We start from the raw sequence: 16,630 nt of genomic DNA, 5'->3' as shown, positions 1-16,630 counted from the left end.
TCGCTCAGGCGGCGCGGGCGGCCCAGCGGTCGCCGGACCGCGTGACCACCAGCGGAAGGCCGAACGTCTTCGACAGGTTGTCGGCGGTGAGCACGTCGGCGAGCAGGCCCTGCGCCACCACGGCACCCTCGCGCAGCAGCAGCGCGTGGGTGAAGCCCGGCGGGATCTCCTCGACGTGGTGGGTGACCAGCACCATCGCGGGCGCGTCCGGGTCGTACGCCAGCTCGGCCAGCCGGGCCACCAGGTCCTCGCGCCCGCCCAGGTCGAGCCCGGCGGCGGGCTCGTCGAGCAGCAGCAGCTCCGGGTCGGTCATCAGGGCGCGGGCGATCTGGACCCGCTTGCGCTCGCCCTCGGACAGCGTGCCGTACGTGCGGTCGGTGAGGTGGCCGACGCCGAGCTGACGCAGCAGCGCGGCGGCGCGCGCCTCGTCGGTGCGGTCGTAGCTCTCCCGCCAGCGGCCGACCACCGACCAGGCGGCGGTCACCACCACGTCGACGACCCGCTCCTCGGCGGGGATCCGCTCGGCGAGCGTCGCGGTGGACAGGCCGATGCGGGTCCGCAGCTCGTTGACGTCGGTACGGCCGATGCGCTCGCCGAGCACGTGCGCGACGCCGCTGGTCGGGTGCAGCCGGCCGGCGGCCAGGTTGAGCAGCGTGGTCTTGCCCGCGCCGTTCGGCCCGAGCACCACCCACCGTTCGTCCAGCTCGACCCGCCAGTCGACGTCGTGCACCAGCGCGGTGCCGGAACGCTTGACGCCGACCCCGTCGAGGCTGACCACCAGATCCGCGTCCACGGTCGAGGGGGCGGGGGCGCCCGGGGCGCCGGGGATCAGGTCACCAGTCACCGCTCCATCCAATCACGCACCCGGCCCGGCGCCCCCCACGGGCGGCGCCGCCGCCATAGGGTGGGGCGCCGTGTCGTTGGTCACCACTTCCGGAAGGACACTCATGCCCGACCGCTGCCGGAAGGCGCGCGGATGAGCGCGGTCATCGAGATCGCCGGTCTCCGCAAGACGTTCCACACGCTGCGCCAGGGGCGCCGGGTCGCCGTCGACGGCTTCGACATGCTGGTCGAGGCGGGGCAGGTGCACGGTTTCCTCGGGCCGAACGGGTCCGGGAAGACCACCACGCTGCGTGCGCTGCTGGGGCTGGTCCGGCCGGACGCCGGGCGGATGCGCGTGCTGGGCGCCGAGTCACCCGAGCACCTGCCGGACGTGGCCGGCCGGGTCGGCGCGATCGTGGAGAGCCCGCAGTTCTTCGCCAACTTCACCGCGCACCGGACGCTGCGGTTGCTGGCGCTGGCCGGTGGTGTGCCGACCAGCCGGGTGGACGAGGTGCTGGAGCAGGTCGGGCTGCGCGACCGGGGCGACGAGCGGGTCAAGGGCTACTCGCTGGGCATGAAGCAGCGGCTGGCGGTCGCGTCGGCCCTGCTGAAGAACCCGGAGCTGCTGATCCTGGACGAGCCGGCGAACGGGCTGGACCCGGCCGGCATCCGGGAGATGCGCGACCTGACCCGGTCGCTGGCCGAGGCCGGGGTGACGGTGCTGCTGTCCAGTCACATCCTCGCCGAGATCCAGTTGATCTGCGACCACGTGACGATCGTGAGCCGGGGGCAGCGGGTCGCGTACGGGCCGGTGGAGGACGTGCTGGCCGGCTTCGACCAGCACCAGTGGCGGGTCCGGGTGGCCGAACCGGAGCGGGCCGGGGAGCTGCTGGGCCGGGCCGGCCTGTCGGTGGCGGTGGCGCCGGACCACCTGGTGGTGACCGGTGTGCAGGATCCGGAGACGATCAGCCGGACGCTCGGCGAGCAGGGCATGTGGGTACGCGAGCTGGTCCCGCTGCGGCCGGACCTGGAGAGCGTCTTCCTGGAGCTGACCGGCGGCCACGAGCACGTGGCGGTGCCGCGGCAGGTCGACGGCGCGCCGCCGAGCGACGGAGTGATCGACCTCGACGTCCGGGAGACCCGGGAGGTGGACGCGTGAACCTGGTCCGTGCCGAGCTGGAGCGGCTGGCCGCCCGGCGTTTCGTGCAGCTCATGATGGTGCTGCTGGCTGTCGCCTTCGCGGTGACAGTGGTGACCACGCTCGCCGGTTCGCACCGGCCGAGCCCGGCGGAGCTGAGCCGGGCCCAGGCGCAGGCGGCGGAGAGCGTGCGCCAGATGGAGATGACGTACGACCGCTGCCTGCGGATCCGGGAGGGCTCGCTCCCGCCGGGCGAGAACGACTACCTGCCGCGCGACTGCGCCCAGATCGACCCGGCGCAGATCGAGGAGCTGCCGAGCGCTGCCGACTACCTCACCGGCGTGTTCGTCTTCGCCAAGGAGGCCGAGCCGCTGCTCTACTTCCTGATCGCGTTCCTGACGCTGTTCGGGTTCCTGGTCGGTGCCTCCTACATCGGGGCCGACCTGAACTCGGGCGGGGTGGTCAACCTGCTGCTGTGGCGGCCCCGGCGGCCCACTGTGCTCGCCACGAAGCTCGGCACGCTGCTGGGTGGGCTGCTCGGCCTGTCGGTGCTGGCGTCGGCGGCGTACCTCGGGGCGTTCTGGTTGATCGGCCAGGCGTCCGGCCTGGTCGGGCGGACCGGTGGCGACTTCTGGCCGTCGCTTGGTGCGATCTGGGTACGCGGGCTGGTGCTGGTGCTGCTCGCCGCGGCGCTCGGGTTCGCCGTGGCGACGCTGGGCCGGCACACCTCGGCGGCGCTGGGCACGGTGGCCGCGTACGTGGTGGTGTGGGAGCTGGGGGCGCGGCTGGTGTTCCAGATCCTGGCGGTCGGCCGGCCGGACCGGTACATGCTGTCCAGCTATCTGGCGGCCTGGCTGTCCGGTGAGGTGCGGCTCTGGGACAACAACGCCTGCGGCCCCGGGATCTCCGGCTACTGCGACGGCTCCTACACGCTGACCTGGACGTCGGGCGTGGTGGTGCTGGTCGGGCTCACCGGCGCCCTGGTGGCCGCGGCGTTCACGGTGTTCCGCCGCCGCGACCTGATCTGACCGGAGCCGCCTCCCGGCAACTCCTTGCGAACCCTGGCGCCATGCTGAAGGATTCCTTCACATGGCGCCAGGGTGCACGACGCAGTCAGCCGACGGTCGAGCCGAACACCTCGTCGCGAACGGCGTCCAACGCGGTCCGCAGCGCGCCGCGCAGGATCGGCTCCTCGGTCAGCCCGGTGGTCACCACCCGGGGCCGGACCAGCGTGATCGCTGCCACCTCGTGCTGCACGCGCTCGGCCAGCGCCGCCCCGCCCGCCTGCCCGACCGCACCGGCGAGCACCACGAGCGGCGGGTCCAGCACCACGCAGGTGCTCGCCACACCGAGCGCCAGCCGCCGGGCCAGCTCGTCGAGCATCGGCCCACCGGCGGTGCCGGCGGCGATTGCGGCGCGGACCACCTCGGCGGCCCGGGCCGCCGCGACGCCCTGCTCCGCCGCCTCCGGGCTGGCGAAACCGTGCTCGGCAGCCACCGCGCGTACCGCGTCGGCGCCGACGAGCTGCTGGAACGCCGGCTTGGCCCGCTTGGACACGTCGCGCGGGATGGGCGCGCCGGGCACCGGCAGGTAGCCGATCTCGCCGGCCGCGCCGCTGCTGCCGTGGTGCAGCCGGCCGCCCAGCATGATGGCCAGGCCGACGCCCGCGTCCACCCAGACCAGCACGAAGTCGGCGGTGCCCCGGGCCGCGCCGGACTGCGCCTCGGCCACCGCGGCGAGGTTCACGTCGTTCTCGAACACGACGGGGGTGTCCAGGTCCTCGCGCAGCGCGGCGAGCAGGCCGCTGTGCCAGCGCGGCAGGTTGAAGGCGAACGTGATGTCGCCGGTCTGCGGGTCGACCAGGCCGGGGGTGCCGAGCACGACGCGCCGGACGGCGGACAGCTCCGCCCCGGCGCTGGCGGCCGCCTGGACCACGGCGTTGTGCACCACGCCGACCGGGTCGTCGGTGTCCTTGGTGGACTGCTCGACCCGGCCGGCCACCGCGCCGGTGATGTCGGCGCACGCGGCGACCACCCGTTCGGCGCCCACCTCGACGCCCACCACGTACGCGCTGCTCGGCCGGACGGCGTAGAGCTGGGCGTTCGGGCCCCGCCCGCCGGCCTGCTCGCCGACCCGGGCGACCAGGCCGCGCTCCTCCAGCCGCTCGACGAGCTGGGACGCCGTGACCTTGGACAGCCCGGTCAGCTCACCGATCCGGGCCCGGGTCAGCGGGCCGCGTTCGAGCAGCAGCTCCAGCGCCGCACGATCGTTGAGCGCCCGCAGGAGTCGGGGGGTGCCGGGCAGCCGGGTCGCACTCATGCCGTCGTCCTCAATTTTCAGTAAAGTTTTCTAACCACAAAACGCCTGCCGAGGGGCGCCCGTTAGCGTATCGGCCACCCTCATCCGCGGAGGTCGGACGACCCGGCAGGGAAAGGGGATACTCGTGGGTCTGGATCCAGGACTGCGCCGGCTCGCGCTGGGCACGCTGCTGGCCGCGTACCCGGGACCGGTCCCGCCGGACTGGGCGGTCGACCTGCTCGCCGACGGGCTCGCCGGGCACACCCTGTTCGGCACCAACATCCACGACCCGGCCCAGGTGGCGGCGTCCACGGCGGCGCTGCGCGCCGGGCGCCCCGACGTGATCGTCGCGATCGACGAGGAGGGCGGCGACGTCACCCGGCTGGCGCACGCCACCGGCAGCCCGTACCCCGGGAACGCCGCGCTCGGCGCGGTGGACGACCCCGACCTCACCCGCCGGGTGTACGCGGCGATCGGCGCGGAGCTGGCCGCGCTGGGCATCACCGTCGACCTCGCCCCCACCGTCGACGTGAACACCGCCGACGAGAACCCGGTGATCGGCACCCGCTCGTTCGGGGCGGACCCGAAGCGGGTCGCCGTCCACTCGGCCGCCGCCGTCGCCGGCCTCCAGTCGACCGGTGTGGCCGCTTGCGCCAAGCACTTCCCCGGGCACGGTGCCACCGTCGCCGACTCCCACCACGAGCTGCCCACCGTCGACGTGCCGCCGGCCGTCCTGCGAGAACGCGACCTGCCGCCGTTCGCCGCCGTGGTCGACGCGGGCGTCCGCGCGGTGATGACCGCGCACATCCGGGTGCCGGCGCTGACCGGCGACGGCCCGGCCACGTTCAGCCGGGCGGTCCTGCACGACCTGCTGCGCGTCGAGTACGGCTTCACCGGCGCGGTGATCACCGACGCGCTGGAGATGAAGGGCGCGGTGCTCGCCGCCGGCGGGGTCGGCGCGGGCGCGGTCCGGGCCCTGGCCGCCGGCGCGGACCTGCTCTGCATCGGCGCCCGGGTGGACGCCGAACTGGTCGAGTCGGTCGCCGCCGAGATCGTCGCGGCGATGGCCGACGGCCGGCTGGCGCGCGAGCGGGTCGAGGAGGCGGCCGGCCGGACCGCCGCGCTCGCCGCCGCCACCGGCCCCGCCGACGCCCCGCCGCCCGCCGCCGACGGCCTCGGCTACGCCGCCGCGCTGCGGGCGGTACGCGTCGAGGGCGACCTCGTCCGCGACACCGCGCCGCTGGTGGTGCAGGTGCACGCCACCTCCACCATCGCCGAGGGGCGGGTGCCGTGGGGGCTCGGCCCGCACCTGGCCGCCGAGGTCGAGCAGGCTCGCGCGGTGGCGGGCGAGACCGACCCGGAGCAGTTGCGGCGGCTCGCCGGGGACCGGCCGGTCGTGCTGGTCGGGCGGCACCTGCACCGGCTGCCCGGCGCGCGCGAGCTGGTCGAGGCGCTGGCCGCCACGCATCAGGTGACGGTGGTCGAGATGGGCTGGCCTGGTGCGTGGCGGCCGGCGGGCGCGCGCGCGTTCGTCGCCACCCACGGCGCCAGTCACGCCAACGGCCGGGCCGCCGCCGATGCGCTCGGCCTGACCGCCTGACCCGCACCCCCACGCGGCCCGCTGCCCGGAAGGGCGGCGGGCCGCACTCTTGAACACGTTCAAAATCTGTCGTACGCTCAGGGCGTCCTTGAATTTGAACACGTTCAAGAGAGGCTACGGGGATGGACGTGAAGGTCTGGATGTACCTGGCCTACCTGACGGTGAGCATCGGCCTCACCGTCTGGGTGGCACGGGCACTGTCCCGCAACGGGCTGGTGTTCCTGCAGGACGTGTTCGCCGACAGCCGGCTGGCCGAGGCCGTCAACAGCCTGCTGGTGGTCGGCTTCTACCTGCTCAACCTCGGCTACGTCACGGTGGCGATGAAGGAGTCCGATCCGGTCGGCGACACCAGCCAGGCGCTGGAGCAACTCTCCATGAAGGTGGGATTCGTCCTGCTGGTGCTCGGCGCGCTGCACTTCTTCAACGTCTTCGCGCTCGGCCGCTACCGGCGCGGCCGCCTGCGGCAGCAGGCCACCCACCCGCCGCTGCCGCCGGTCAGAATGCTCCCGCCGCAGGGCGGACCGGTACCGGCGGGGCCGAACCCGCCGGCCCGGTGACGTCCGCCCCGGGCGGGCACCCGCAGGATCCCACCGGGCACGGGGCCGGTGGGATCCGCGGGTTCACCGTCCTGTTCGACGCGGACTGCCCGATGTGCCGGGCCGCCCGGCGCTGGCTTGCCTCGCGCGCCCAGCTCGTACCGCTGGAGTTCGTGCCGGCCGGGTCCGCCGAGGCCCGGCGGCGCTTTCCCGCGCTGGACCACGACGCCACGTTGCGCGACCTGACGGTGGTGGCCGACACCGGCGCCGTCTACCGCGGCGACGGCGCCTGGTTCGCCTGCCTCTGGGCGCTCGCCGAGCATCGCGGCACGGCCGAGCGGCTGGCCCGCCCGCACCTGCTGCCGCTGGCCCGGCGGGTGGTGGCGGCGGCCTCCGCGGTCCGCGAACGGATCCGGGAACCGGGATACGGTGACGACGATGACCGAGCAGAGTGCGCCGACGACCGCTGCGGGTGGGCAGGGGTCGACGGCCCGGGGTGAGCAGACCCGCCAGCTGATCCTGGACACCGCGATGCGGCTGTTCCGCGAGCGCGGGTACGCGCGCACGACGATGCGCGCGGTCGCCCAGGAGGCGGGCGTGGCAGTGGGCAACGCCTACTACTACTTCGGCTCCAAGGAACACCTGGTCCAGGAGTTCTACGCGGGCACCCAGCGCGAGCACCGGGAGGCGGCCGACCCGGTGCTCGCCCGGGAGCGGGACTTCGGCCCGCGACTGGCCGGGGTGCTGCACGCGGGCATCGACGTGCTGAGCCCGTACCACGCGTTCGCGGGCGCCTTCTTCAAGACGGCGGCCGAGCCGACCTCGCCGCTCAGCCCGTTCTCCGCCGAGTCGTCGGCACCCCGGGACATGTCCATCGCGCTGTTCCGCGAGGCGCTCGCCGGGTCCACCGTCAAGCTCGACGACGAGCTGCGCGAGGCACTGCCCGAGCTGCTCTGGCTCGGCTACATGGGGGTGGTGCTCTACTGGGTGCACGACCGCTCGGAGGGGCAGGTCAAGACCCGGCAGCTCATCGACGGCGTGGTGCCGCTCGTGGACCGGCTGGTGGGGCTGTCCCGGCTGCGCGTGCTGCGGCCTGTCACCCGTCAGGCCCTCGCCCTGATCCACACGCTGCGTCACTGACCTCGCCGCCGCGCCTGCCAGCGATTACGCAGGTGAGAGTCCGTAACCGGACAGTGACACCCCCCTTGTTGACCACAGGCGCTAACACATAGCGTTACCGATGTCGGGGCCTGAGGGAGAGCAGCGGACCGTGGATCCGGCCCGGGATCCACGGTCCGCGCCAGGCCGGGAATCCGGGCCGGCTCAGCGGGGGAAGACGCCGAACGCGGTGAGGCCGCGATCCGGGAAGCCGGCCGCCTCGGCCACCCGGCCGGACGCCGCGTTGCCCGGGTCGTGCAGATAGGTGGGGATCGCCCCCTCGTCGAGCACCCGGCGGGCCGCCTGCGCGACCAGCCGCCGGGCCAGGCCGCGCCCGCGCGCCGTCGGCACCGTGCCCACCGCCAGCTCGTGCCCGTACGCGTCGTGCCGCTTGATCCCCACGCCGGCCCGGTACGCGCCGTCGGCGCCCCGGACCACCAGCACCTCCCTGTCGAACAGCCGCAGCCACGGTGGCAGCCCGGGCAGCGTGGGCGGCACCCACTCCCCCACCTCGGGCAGCGGGGCCGGGTCGGTGCACCAGCGGAAGACCGAGGTGTGCGCGATGAACTCGGGCGCGCCGACCGCGCCCGGCAGGTCGGGCAGCCACTCCCCGAGCGGCCGGTCGCGTACCAGCGTCCGGACCGCCTCGACCCGGTCGGCGGCCACCGAGAGGACGGTGCTGCCGCCCGCTGTCACCGCGACGGCCGGGCGCAGCCGCCCGTCCCAGGCCGGGCGGGCGCGGCGGTAGGACCGGACCACGTGCAGCCCGGGGCCCGCCGGCCACTGCCCCAACCAGGTCGCCAGATGAAGGAAGACCCGCCGGTCGAGCACGTGATCATGGTACGCCGGGACGCCGCGCCGGTGTCCGCCGAATTCCGCGATCGCGCCGGGGTTGAGACGCGCGGCAGGCGGGTAGAGGGTCGGCACGCCAGCGACGGACGCCGATCCCTGCTTCCGCCACCGGCCGCAGGAACTCCGGCGCTTCACGGAACCGAAGGCATCGACCCTGCGTCATATTCATTTTCATACATGGACAAGTTTCTCTGGGACGGTAGTGGTCATGCCTCACGAACCGAATGACCGATTCCAGCAGGACCCGGAGCGCGGCTGGCGGGCCGCCGCAGACGCCGGACGGTTCCCGGCGCAGCCGGCGTACCGCGAGGCCCGCGACCGGGGACTCTCCTGGGCCGAACTGAACGCGCAACCGGCAGGCACCGCCTCCTGGCGTGGCCTCACGCCGCTCTGAGGGCGGGCGGCGACACACCGGCCGGGCGGCGTACCGGCCTTCGCACACCTGTGCGGTAGCGTCTTGTGGTCCGATTTCCGGCCTACGACAGGAGAAGCTCCGCGCATGGGCAAGAAGACGATCCACGTCTCCGACTTCACCGGTCAGGTGCTCAGCCCCGACGACGAGGTGGTCAAGGTCGTCGTCCTGGAGCACCCGGACCTGGTCGCCGGCCCCGTGCAGCTGGACGCCACCGCGGTCGAGGTGGAGAGCATCGACGACGCGGCGCTCGACGTCGCGGTGGTGGAGATCCACGACCGGCACGGCCACGGTGAGCCGCGCCGGGTGGTGCTGACCGCCAGCGAGTTCGACGCGATGGCGACCGACGTGCCGATGGCGCAACTGCTGCGCACCGCCGAGCGGGTCAAGCCGCCGAAGGCCCGCCGCGCCACCGAGAAGATCGACTACGGCACCATCGAGCACGCCGGGCGCCCGCACCGCGGCCGGGTCACCGAGGAGGAGGCCCGGCTGGTCCGGGAGCACCTCGACGAGGTGAACAAGCGGCTGGCCGACGCCGGCATCCGCCAGGTCGACCCCGCCGACCCGGAGCACGCCGCCCGGTACGGCTTCCCTGCCGCCGACTGACACCCGGACGCCGGGCACGCGCCCCCGTGACGCGTGCCCGGCGCGGGGTCAGGCCCCTTTCCGGCTGATCTCGGCGAGCGCCGCCTCGAACGCCGACTCCAGCGCGGACTTCTCCAGGCCGAGGCCGCGCAGCACGCCGTCGTCGCCCTCCTCCTCCAGCAGGGCGAGCAGGATGTGCTCCGTACCGATGTAGTTGTGCCCCATCCGCAGCGCCTCCCGGAAGGTCAGTTCCAGGACCTTCTTGGCCCGTGCGTCGTAGGGGATCAGGTCCGGGACCGGGTCGGCCTTCGCCGGCAGCGTCGCGGTGACGACCTCCCGCAGCCGCTCCAGGGGTACGCCTCGAGCCACGATCGCCGCGGCGGCCAGCCCCTCCGGCTCGGCGAGCAGTCCGAGCGCGACGTGCCCTGGGGTGATCTCGGCGTTGCCCGCGGCCCGCGCCTCCTCCTGCGAGGCCAGCACCACGTTGCGGGCGCGCGGGGTGAACCGGCCGAACCCGGAGTTCGGGTCGAGCGCGGCGGCGGTCTCCGCCTTGGCGGCGGAGCGCTTCTGGGCGGCCTGCTTGGTCACGCCCATGCTGCGGCCGATCTCCGTCCACGAGGCGCCGGAGCGGCGCGCCTGGTCGACGAAGTGCCCGATCAGGTGGTCGGCCACGTCGCCCAGGTGGTCGGCGACGAGAACGGCGCCGGCCAGCTGGTCGAGCGCGTCGGTGTGCGCCTTCTTGATGCCCTCGATGAGGTCGTCGAGTCGTACCGGCTGGGTCATCTTGAGCGGTTCGGTCTCCTCCATGCGTCAACCATAGGTTGACGATCCTCGACCGTCAACCCTCGGTTGACGGCACCGTCCGCGTCGCATGATGATCTCGACGCGGGTACTGTCGGTCGGGGTGAGCACCCATTCGACACTGCTGTTCGTGCTCGCCGCCGTCGCGGTCGTCATCGCCGTGCGGTGGGTGGCCTCCCGGACCGGCCTGCCGGCAGCCGCGCTGCTGCCACTCATCGGCATCGCGTACGCGCTGCTCCCCGGCCCCAACGTCAGCCTCGACCCCGACCTCGTGCTCATGGTCGTGCTGCCACCGCTGCTCTACAGCGCCGCGCTGGACTCCTCCCTGCTGGACATCCGCCGCAACCTGCGGATCGTGGTCAGCCTCTCCGTGGTGCTGGTGCTCCTCACCGGACTGCTCGTGGGCGTCGGGTTCCACCTGTTCGTGGCCGGCGCGACGCTGGCCGCGGGCATCGCTGTCGGCGCCGCGATCGCTCCGCCCGACCCGGTCGCCGCCCTGGCCGTGGGCCGCCGGGTCAACCTGCCGCCGAAGATGGTCACGATCATCCAGGGCGAAGGGCTGCTGAACGACGCCACCGCGCTGACCATGCTCAGCGTCGCGGTGGCGGCCGCCGTGGGCGGCACGTTCTCGTTCCCCGCCGCGATCGGGCAGTTCGTGCTGGCGGCGGCCGGCGGCATCGCGGTGGGCGTGGTCGTCGCCCGGGCGAAACGGCTGGTCCGGCCGCTCACCGCGGACCCGCTGCTGTCGAACGCGATCTCGCTCGCGACACCGTTCGTGGCGTACCTGCTCGGCGAGGCGCTGCACGTCTCCGGCGTACTGGCGGTGGTGGTCGCCGGCCTGATCGTCGGCCATCAGACGCCGCAGTTCGGCTCCGGAGCCGCCCGTCTCCAGACCAACGCCGTGTGGCGGCTCGTCGACTTCCTCCTCGAAGGCTTCGTCTTCCTGCTGATCGGCCAGCAGCTCCCCGCCGTCATGCGGGGCCTGCGCCAGTACGAGACGTCGACGATCGTCATCGCCGTCTCCGTGTCGGTCGGCGTGGTACTGCTCCTGCGCCCCGCCTGGCTGATCCTCACCCAGTGGCTCCCCCGGTCGCTGCACACCCGGCTCGGCGGCGTCGCCGAACAGGACGACACCGACGACCCTGACGCCGCACGCCGGCTCGGCGGCGTCGACCGCAACGCCCGCGGGCTGACCTCCCGCGAGGTGGTGGCCCTGAGCTGGTCCGGTACGCGTGGCGTGATCAGCCTCGCCGCGATCTTCACGCTGCCGCTGACCACCCGCAGCGGAGACCCCTTCCCCGATCGCGACCTGCTGCTGTTCTGCACCTTCGTGGTCGTCCTGGTGACGCTGGTCGGGCAGGGCCTGACGTTCGCGCCGCTCGTGCGGATGCTCGGCCTGCGCGCCAACGAGGCCGACCAGGCCCGGGTACGCAACGAGGCCCGCTCGGCCGCGGTGGAGGCCGCCCTGGCCCGCCTCGACACCGTCGCCGCCGAGGAGCCGGACAGCAGGGTCGCCGTCGCCACCACGCGGGCCCAGTTGCAGACCCGGCTGGCCCGCTACCGAGGTCGGCTCGACCTGATCGAGCAGAGCGGATCGTCGGAGCTGCCCACCTCACCGGAGTACGAGACGGCGCTGCGGGTCCGCCGGACCGTCCTCGAAGCGCAGCGGGAGGAGTTGCTGCGGTGGCGCGACTCCGGCCGGCTGCCGGACGAGGAACTACGCGTGCTGGAACGCGAACTCGACCACGAGGAGCTGCTGCTGCCGAAGCGGGCGCCGGGCTGACCTCGGGCCCGGCGCCCGCCGGCCGCCTCACAACTGGCGCAGGATCACCGGATCCTTGATCTTCTTGTCGGCAGCTAGCAGCAACGCCTTGCTGATAATCTCGCCGAGCCGGCTGTCACCCTCGAACGGGAGGAACATCTCCGGCTCCTTCGCCTTCGCCGAGTCCGGGATGACGCACAGGTACCGCTCGTCCGGGGCGATCAGGATGTTGCCCGAGCCGCAGTGGATGCGGTACGTGTGCAGGTCGCCGCGTACCTCGAGGAACCTGTCGGTGACCGTGCAGCGGCCGGCGATCGCCAGCCGGGGGATCAGGTCCGCCAGCACGTCCCGGCGCGTCCGGCCGGTCGGGGTCAGCTCGCCGAAGCTGTTCCGCGCCCAGTAGTCGCGGTACCGGCCCGCCGGCCCGCCGTCGTACCAGTTCGGGTCGGCGCCCACTCCGGCCGCGGCCACGAACAGGTCGACGTCGCGCATCACCTCGCTCAGCACGACCGGCGGAACCTCTGCCAGCGGAACCGGCAGGCGCTCTCCCCGGATGAAGAACAGCTGGTCGGTCCCCATCGTGTCGAACACGAGGTCGTCGCCCCGGTCCTCGATCCCGGCGACACCCAGTTCGGCGCGCAGCCCCCAGTCCGGGAGGGCCAGCCGAGGCAGGTCGTACGAGGCTCCGTCGTTGCGGTGCTGCACGTACGACCAGCCGCGCCGGGACAGCAGCGCGTTGAGCCGATGCTGACGCACGATGTGCGCGGCGAACCGGTTGGAGTACGTGCCGGTGGCCCGCTCCGCATCGGTGAGCAGGTACTGCTCCCGGTGCGCCTGCTTGAACGGCTGGGTGATCCCGTGCCGGGTCAGGAAGGCCCGCCACGGCCCGACAGCGGCCGGGTCGTGCACGGGATGCCACAGGCGGACCGTGGCGTCGGCAGCGGGCTCGAACACGGTGTCGTCCACTGTCCGCAGTGCCTCACCGGCCCAGCAGCAGGCGACGCCGTCGACGGTCCAGACGAGCCGCCGGGCCAGGGTACGGGCCAGCGGATGGTCCAGGAACCGTTCACGCCACTGCTCCACGGACCACGAACGGTCCCGCCGCAGCAGCCCTTCCAGCCGGTCGCGGGTGGCGACGAGCGTGGCGGCGACGTCGGCGACAGTCGCCTTCAGCTCCTTCACCTCGTCGCCGTGATCCCTGCGCACCTGGGCCGGAGGCGTCTTGACCACCGTGCCGTCCGCGTTGCGCCACACCACTACGGCGTCGACACCGCGCACCTCCAGCTCGTACGAGCAGTCGCCCAGCTTGTCCGCGAGCGGCAGCCCGAAGCCGGGCAGGGCCATCTCCTCGACGTCCTCCCGGCTGACGCCGCGCGCCTCGGCGTGCCGGGTCAGCCCATTCTCCACCAGGCGCAGGGTGCTCTTGTAGGTCAGCCGCGAGGACAGTCGCGCCAGTTGTGCGAGCGCGGCCGGGTGATCGGTGTCGACGAGCGCCGCGACCGCGACGTTCGCCAGTTTCGGGCTCGCCGGGCCGTGGCCGGAGATCTTGCGGGCGGCCCGTTCCGCGATCTGGCCGAGGCTTCGCAGTGTCTGCTCGGACGGCGGGCACATCGTCCGCGTCCAGATCAGTCCCCACAGCAGCCCGACGTTGTAGCGGTCGATCATCCGTGGTGGCATGTCCTTGATGTGGCCGGGGCAGCATGTGGTCATGCGCAGCGGCAGGCTGCGCGCCTGCCCGACGAGCGGGAGCCAGTCGTCGAGCCGGGCGGTGAAATCGTCGACGCCCACCGCGTCGAGCAGCGACCGGGCCTGCTTGCGCCAACCGGCCGTCGGCTTCGCCTTGTCCACCTCGACCGGACAGTGCGCCAGCAGCGCCTCCCACGCGGACCGGCGATCCGCCGGCATCGCCTCGATGTCCGCGACGGCGCGGTCGGCCCACTGCTCACCGACGTTGGGGATCGGCCACATCCGGTCGGCCTCGTCGCTGATGTCGCTCAGCGAACGTTCGAGCCGGGTCCGGCGCCAGGTCGCCAGCGCCGCCGGGTTCACCCGCCCGGCCGACGCCTCCGCCTGGATGGACTCCCAGGTGAACCGCTTGAGGTGCCAACTCCAGTAATTGAATCCCAGCCAGGCCTGAGTGCCCAGCCGGCCGAGCCAGGCCGAGCCGTCGAGCCCGCCGCCGGAGCGCACGACACGGATCAGTCTGGTCTGCTTGTCACCGCTCTCCCCTGGCACCGTCAGCGCGTCGAAGACCACCTGGCGCACCGGCGCCGGTTGCGCGGCCAGAAGTTCTTCCGTCCGGCGCCACGCCTCGCCCCGGGCCCGGTCCCACACGCTCACGTCCTGGTGCGGCCGCCCTAGCAGGTGGCCGACCATTGTCAGCGCGGCGGCGGCACGGCGGTCATGATCCGCGTCGTCGCCGGCCAGGTCGGTCACGGCAGCGGCAACCGACTCAGCCTTCCGAATGGCCTCCGACAGCAGCTCCTCCTGCGGCAGAACGGGATCGCCGGACCTGCGCGCGGCGTTGAGCGCGGCGAGCAGCGCCGGAACTGAACCGGCCGGCGCCCAGCCGAACGCGGCCACCACCTCTTCGAGGAACCACCGAAGTTGATGCTCGTTGAAGGTCTGGTCGTCGCTCTCGCGCCAGCCGCTGACCGCGTTGACCACCTCGCGCAGTGCCGTCTGCACATCCTGCGTGTCCACTCAGCCACCCACCAGCGGGACGAGCTTGAGGAAGGTGACGCGGGATCCCGCGTGCAGGCGGACCTTCTCGTCCAGGGCAGTGACCTGGCGGTCGTCGACGAGCACCACGAAGGCGTTGCGGCGGAACGCGTCGAGCGTCAGACGGGTGCGCTCCTCCGGGTCGGCTTCCACACCGGACTCCGCGATCTCCAGCGAAACCCGCCGCCGGATCAGCTCGTCGAGCCGTACCTCTTCCTCGAAGACCTCGATGGTCCACGCCGGCCCGCTCGGAGCACCGACGACCTCGTCGGTGACTGTGATCAATGGCATGGCGGAGAAGGTAACGCCTCCCACCGACACCGCACGCATTTTGTGTGACCTGACCGCGTACCGGACAGTCTCCACCGTGTACGAGATCGTTCCGTGAAGGCGAGGTTGTGAGCGTGTCCTATCCCGCGTACCCGAGCAGGGCCGGCATGTCGGCGGTGGTGGACGCGGCTCGCCGCGGCGACCGGGCGGCGATGGACGAGCTGGTCTCGCACTGTCTGCCGCTGGTCTACAACATCGTGGGCCGGGCGCTGAACCGGTCGGCGGACGTCGACGACGTGGTGCAGAACACGATGCTGAGCGTGGTCCGCGGGCTGCCGGGCGTACGCGAGCCGCAGCTTTTCCGCTCGTGGCTGGTCGCCGTCACCATGAACGAGATCCGCACCCACACGCAGCGCCGGCACACCACACCGGCGCCGCCGGAGGACATCGACAACGTGATCGACCCGCGCTCGGACTTCGAGGACCTGACCCTGACCCAGCTCCGCCTCGCCGACCAGCGCCGGGAGGTCGTCCTGGCCACGCGCTGGCTGGACGACGACCACCGCCACCTGCTGTCGCTGTGGTGGCTGGTCGAGGCCGGTCACCTCAGCCGCGCCGACCTGGTCGACGCCCTGAAGCTGGCCCCGCACCACGTGACAGTGCGCGTGTCCCGGATGAAGGCGCAGCTGGACACCGCCCGGCTGGTCGTACGGGCGCTCACCGCCCGGCCCGGTTGCGCCGTCCTGGCCGACACGGCCGGCGGCTGGGACCGCCGGCCGGCACCGGTGTGGCGCAAGCGGTTCGCCCGCCACATCCGGGACTGCCCGCACTGCCCGGACGCGACGAACGACCTGGTCCCCGCCGAGCGGCTGCTGGCCGGTCTGGCGCTCACGCCGCCCCCGGCCGCACTCGCCTCGGACGTCACCCACAGGATGCACACCGTCGCCGGGTCGCAGGCCGCCTCGCCCGGCGTGCACGCCGTGACCGCCGGGGCGCGGTCAGGGCTCTCGTTGTCCAAGATCCTGGCCGCCGCCGTCGCCGCCGTCGCGGTAGCCGGAGGCGGCGCGCTCGTCCTCGCCAACTACCCGAGCGAGCCGAAGCCGCAGCCGGCGAGCGCGGCAGCCGCGCAGCCCTCGGCCGCGACCGCCGCACCGGCGCTCACGCCCTCGCCGGCCGCGGTGGAGCCGTCCCCGACCGCTGTGGAGCCGTCGTCGACCACCGCACGCCCGAGCCCCGCCAAGTCGGTGAAGCCGTCCAGGTCACCGAAGCCGATCACGTCGCCCTCCAGGTCCGCCGCCACGTCGACGGGGGTGTCCGCAGCGGAACGGCGACTGCTGGTGCTGCTCAACGAGCGGCGTCGCGCGCTCGGGCTGACCGAGGTCAAGCTGGGCGCGGCGCAGCACCGCGAGGCGGAGTCCTGCGTACGGCAGAACCTGAACGCGGGCGGGTTGCAGCACTGCGGCCACGAGGTGCTGTTCGCGTCCTCGGGCAACTCCTCGCCCGAGCAGATGATCGAGGCCTGGTTCAACAGCCCTGGGCACAAGACGGCGCTGACGTACGCCAGTTCCCGCTTCGCCGGCCCGGCGATCGTCTTCAACGGCAGCCGCCAGGTCGCCGCCATCAACATCGACTACTGAGGGCGGGCCCGGACCACGGTCGCCGGCGGTCGCTACGC

At 73.1% G+C, this 16,630-nt stretch carries 16 protein-coding genes; 10 read left to right on the top strand and 6 right to left on the bottom strand.

The genetic code is table 11. From position 1 onward, the window contains the following. Positions 1-4 precede the first annotated feature (4 nt). Positions 5-844: an ABC transporter ATP-binding protein gene (locus tag CLT75_RS31110; RefSeq protein ID WP_135243650.1), complete on the bottom strand. Its 840-nt coding sequence runs from the start codon at positions 842-844 to the stop codon at positions 5-7. 132 nt (positions 845-976) lie between these two features. Between CLT75_RS31110 and CLT75_RS31105 the strand changes: the two genes are divergently transcribed. Beyond that, positions 977-1,981, top strand: a complete 1,005-nt coding sequence (locus CLT75_RS31105; protein WP_135243649.1) for an ATP-binding cassette domain-containing protein — start codon at positions 977-979, stop codon at positions 1,979-1,981. After that, positions 1,978-2,988, top strand: coding sequence for an ABC transporter permease subunit (locus tag CLT75_RS31100; protein WP_135243648.1), 1,011 nt, complete (start codon positions 1,978-1,980; stop codon positions 2,986-2,988). Before CLT75_RS31105 ends, CLT75_RS31100 begins: the two co-directional genes overlap by 4 nt. Positions 2,989-3,073: 85 nt before the next feature. Here the strand turns inward: CLT75_RS31100 and CLT75_RS31095 are convergent, their stop codons facing one another. Beyond that, complete coding sequence (locus CLT75_RS31095; protein ID WP_135243647.1) at positions 3,074-4,279, bottom strand: ROK family transcriptional regulator; 1,206 nt, start codon at positions 4,277-4,279, stop codon at positions 3,074-3,076. Between the two features lie 124 nt (positions 4,280-4,403). Between CLT75_RS31095 and CLT75_RS31090 the strand changes: the two genes are divergently transcribed. The 4 genes from CLT75_RS31090 to CLT75_RS31075 all read left to right on the top strand — a co-directional run bounded on the left by CLT75_RS31090 (position 4,404) and on the right by CLT75_RS31075 (position 7,534). After that, positions 4,404-5,858: a glycoside hydrolase family 3 N-terminal domain-containing protein gene (locus CLT75_RS31090; protein ID WP_135243646.1), complete on the top strand. Its 1,455-nt coding sequence runs from the start codon at positions 4,404-4,406 to the stop codon at positions 5,856-5,858. A 122-nt stretch (positions 5,859-5,980) separates the two neighbouring features. Further along, positions 5,981-6,415 (top strand): hypothetical protein, encoded by a 435-nt coding sequence (locus CLT75_RS31085; RefSeq protein ID WP_135243645.1) that lies wholly within the window; start codon positions 5,981-5,983, stop codon positions 6,413-6,415. Further along, the gene (locus CLT75_RS31080; protein WP_135243644.1) at positions 6,412-6,894 is read left to right on the top strand and encodes a DCC1-like thiol-disulfide oxidoreductase family protein; all 483 of its coding nucleotides are present in this window, start codon (positions 6,412-6,414) and stop codon (positions 6,892-6,894) included. The genes CLT75_RS31085 and CLT75_RS31080 overlap by 4 nt, the downstream gene beginning before the upstream one ends. Beyond that, positions 6,833-7,534 carry a TetR family transcriptional regulator gene (locus CLT75_RS31075; protein ID WP_135243643.1) on the top strand — a complete coding sequence of 234 codons (702 nt, stop codon included), beginning with the start codon at positions 6,833-6,835 and terminating at the stop codon, positions 7,532-7,534. The genes CLT75_RS31080 and CLT75_RS31075 overlap by 62 nt, the downstream gene beginning before the upstream one ends. Positions 7,535-7,717: 183 nt before the next feature. Here CLT75_RS31075 and CLT75_RS31070 read toward each other — a convergent pair whose 3' ends face one another. Further along, entirely contained in the window at positions 7,718-8,383 is a 666-nt protein-coding gene (locus CLT75_RS31070; RefSeq protein ID WP_209310411.1) for a GNAT family N-acetyltransferase, read from the bottom strand. 229 nt (positions 8,384-8,612) lie between these two features. Between CLT75_RS31070 and CLT75_RS31065 the strand changes: the two genes are divergently transcribed. Together CLT75_RS31065 and CLT75_RS31060 are read left to right on the top strand one after the other, a co-directional pair. After that, positions 8,613-8,798: a DNA repair protein gene (locus CLT75_RS31065; protein WP_135243641.1), complete on the top strand. Its 186-nt coding sequence runs from the start codon at positions 8,613-8,615 to the stop codon at positions 8,796-8,798. Between the two features lie 105 nt (positions 8,799-8,903). Further along, entirely contained in the window at positions 8,904-9,422 is a 519-nt protein-coding gene (locus tag CLT75_RS31060) for a hypothetical protein (RefSeq protein ID WP_135243640.1), read from the top strand. Between the two features lie 48 nt (positions 9,423-9,470). On the opposite strand, the gene CLT75_RS31055 is transcribed toward CLT75_RS31060, so the two are convergent. After that, positions 9,471-10,208: a Clp protease N-terminal domain-containing protein gene (locus CLT75_RS31055; RefSeq protein ID WP_135243639.1), complete on the bottom strand. Its 738-nt coding sequence runs from the start codon at positions 10,206-10,208 to the stop codon at positions 9,471-9,473. Between the two features lie 64 nt (positions 10,209-10,272). Between CLT75_RS31055 and CLT75_RS31050 the strand changes: the two genes are divergently transcribed. Next, the gene (locus CLT75_RS31050) at positions 10,273-11,985 is read left to right on the top strand and encodes a Na+/H+ antiporter (RefSeq protein WP_135243638.1); all 1,713 of its coding nucleotides are present in this window, start codon (positions 10,273-10,275) and stop codon (positions 11,983-11,985) included. Positions 11,986-12,012: 27 nt separating this feature from the next. On the opposite strand, the gene CLT75_RS31045 is transcribed toward CLT75_RS31050, so the two are convergent. Continuing rightward, on the bottom strand, positions 12,013-14,667 hold the full coding sequence (locus CLT75_RS31045) for a DUF4132 domain-containing protein (protein WP_486485315.1): 2,655 nt from the start codon (positions 14,665-14,667) through the stop codon (positions 12,013-12,015). Then, on the bottom strand, positions 14,668-14,976 hold the full coding sequence (locus tag CLT75_RS31040; RefSeq protein WP_486485314.1) for a hypothetical protein: 309 nt from the start codon (positions 14,974-14,976) through the stop codon (positions 14,668-14,670). 113 nt (positions 14,977-15,089) lie between these two features. Here CLT75_RS31040 and CLT75_RS31035 point away from each other — a divergent pair, with 113 nt between their 5' ends. Further along, positions 15,090-16,592 carry a sigma-70 family RNA polymerase sigma factor gene (locus tag CLT75_RS31035; protein WP_135243636.1) on the top strand — a complete coding sequence of 501 codons (1,503 nt, stop codon included), beginning with the start codon at positions 15,090-15,092 and terminating at the stop codon, positions 16,590-16,592. The last annotated feature ends 38 nt before the right edge of the window (positions 16,593-16,630 follow it).

The sequence above is a fragment of the Micromonospora sp. CNZ285 genome (genome assembly GCF_004637285.1).
Note: the sequence above shows the minus strand (reverse complement) of the source record. Positions and strands in the feature narration are given on the sequence as shown.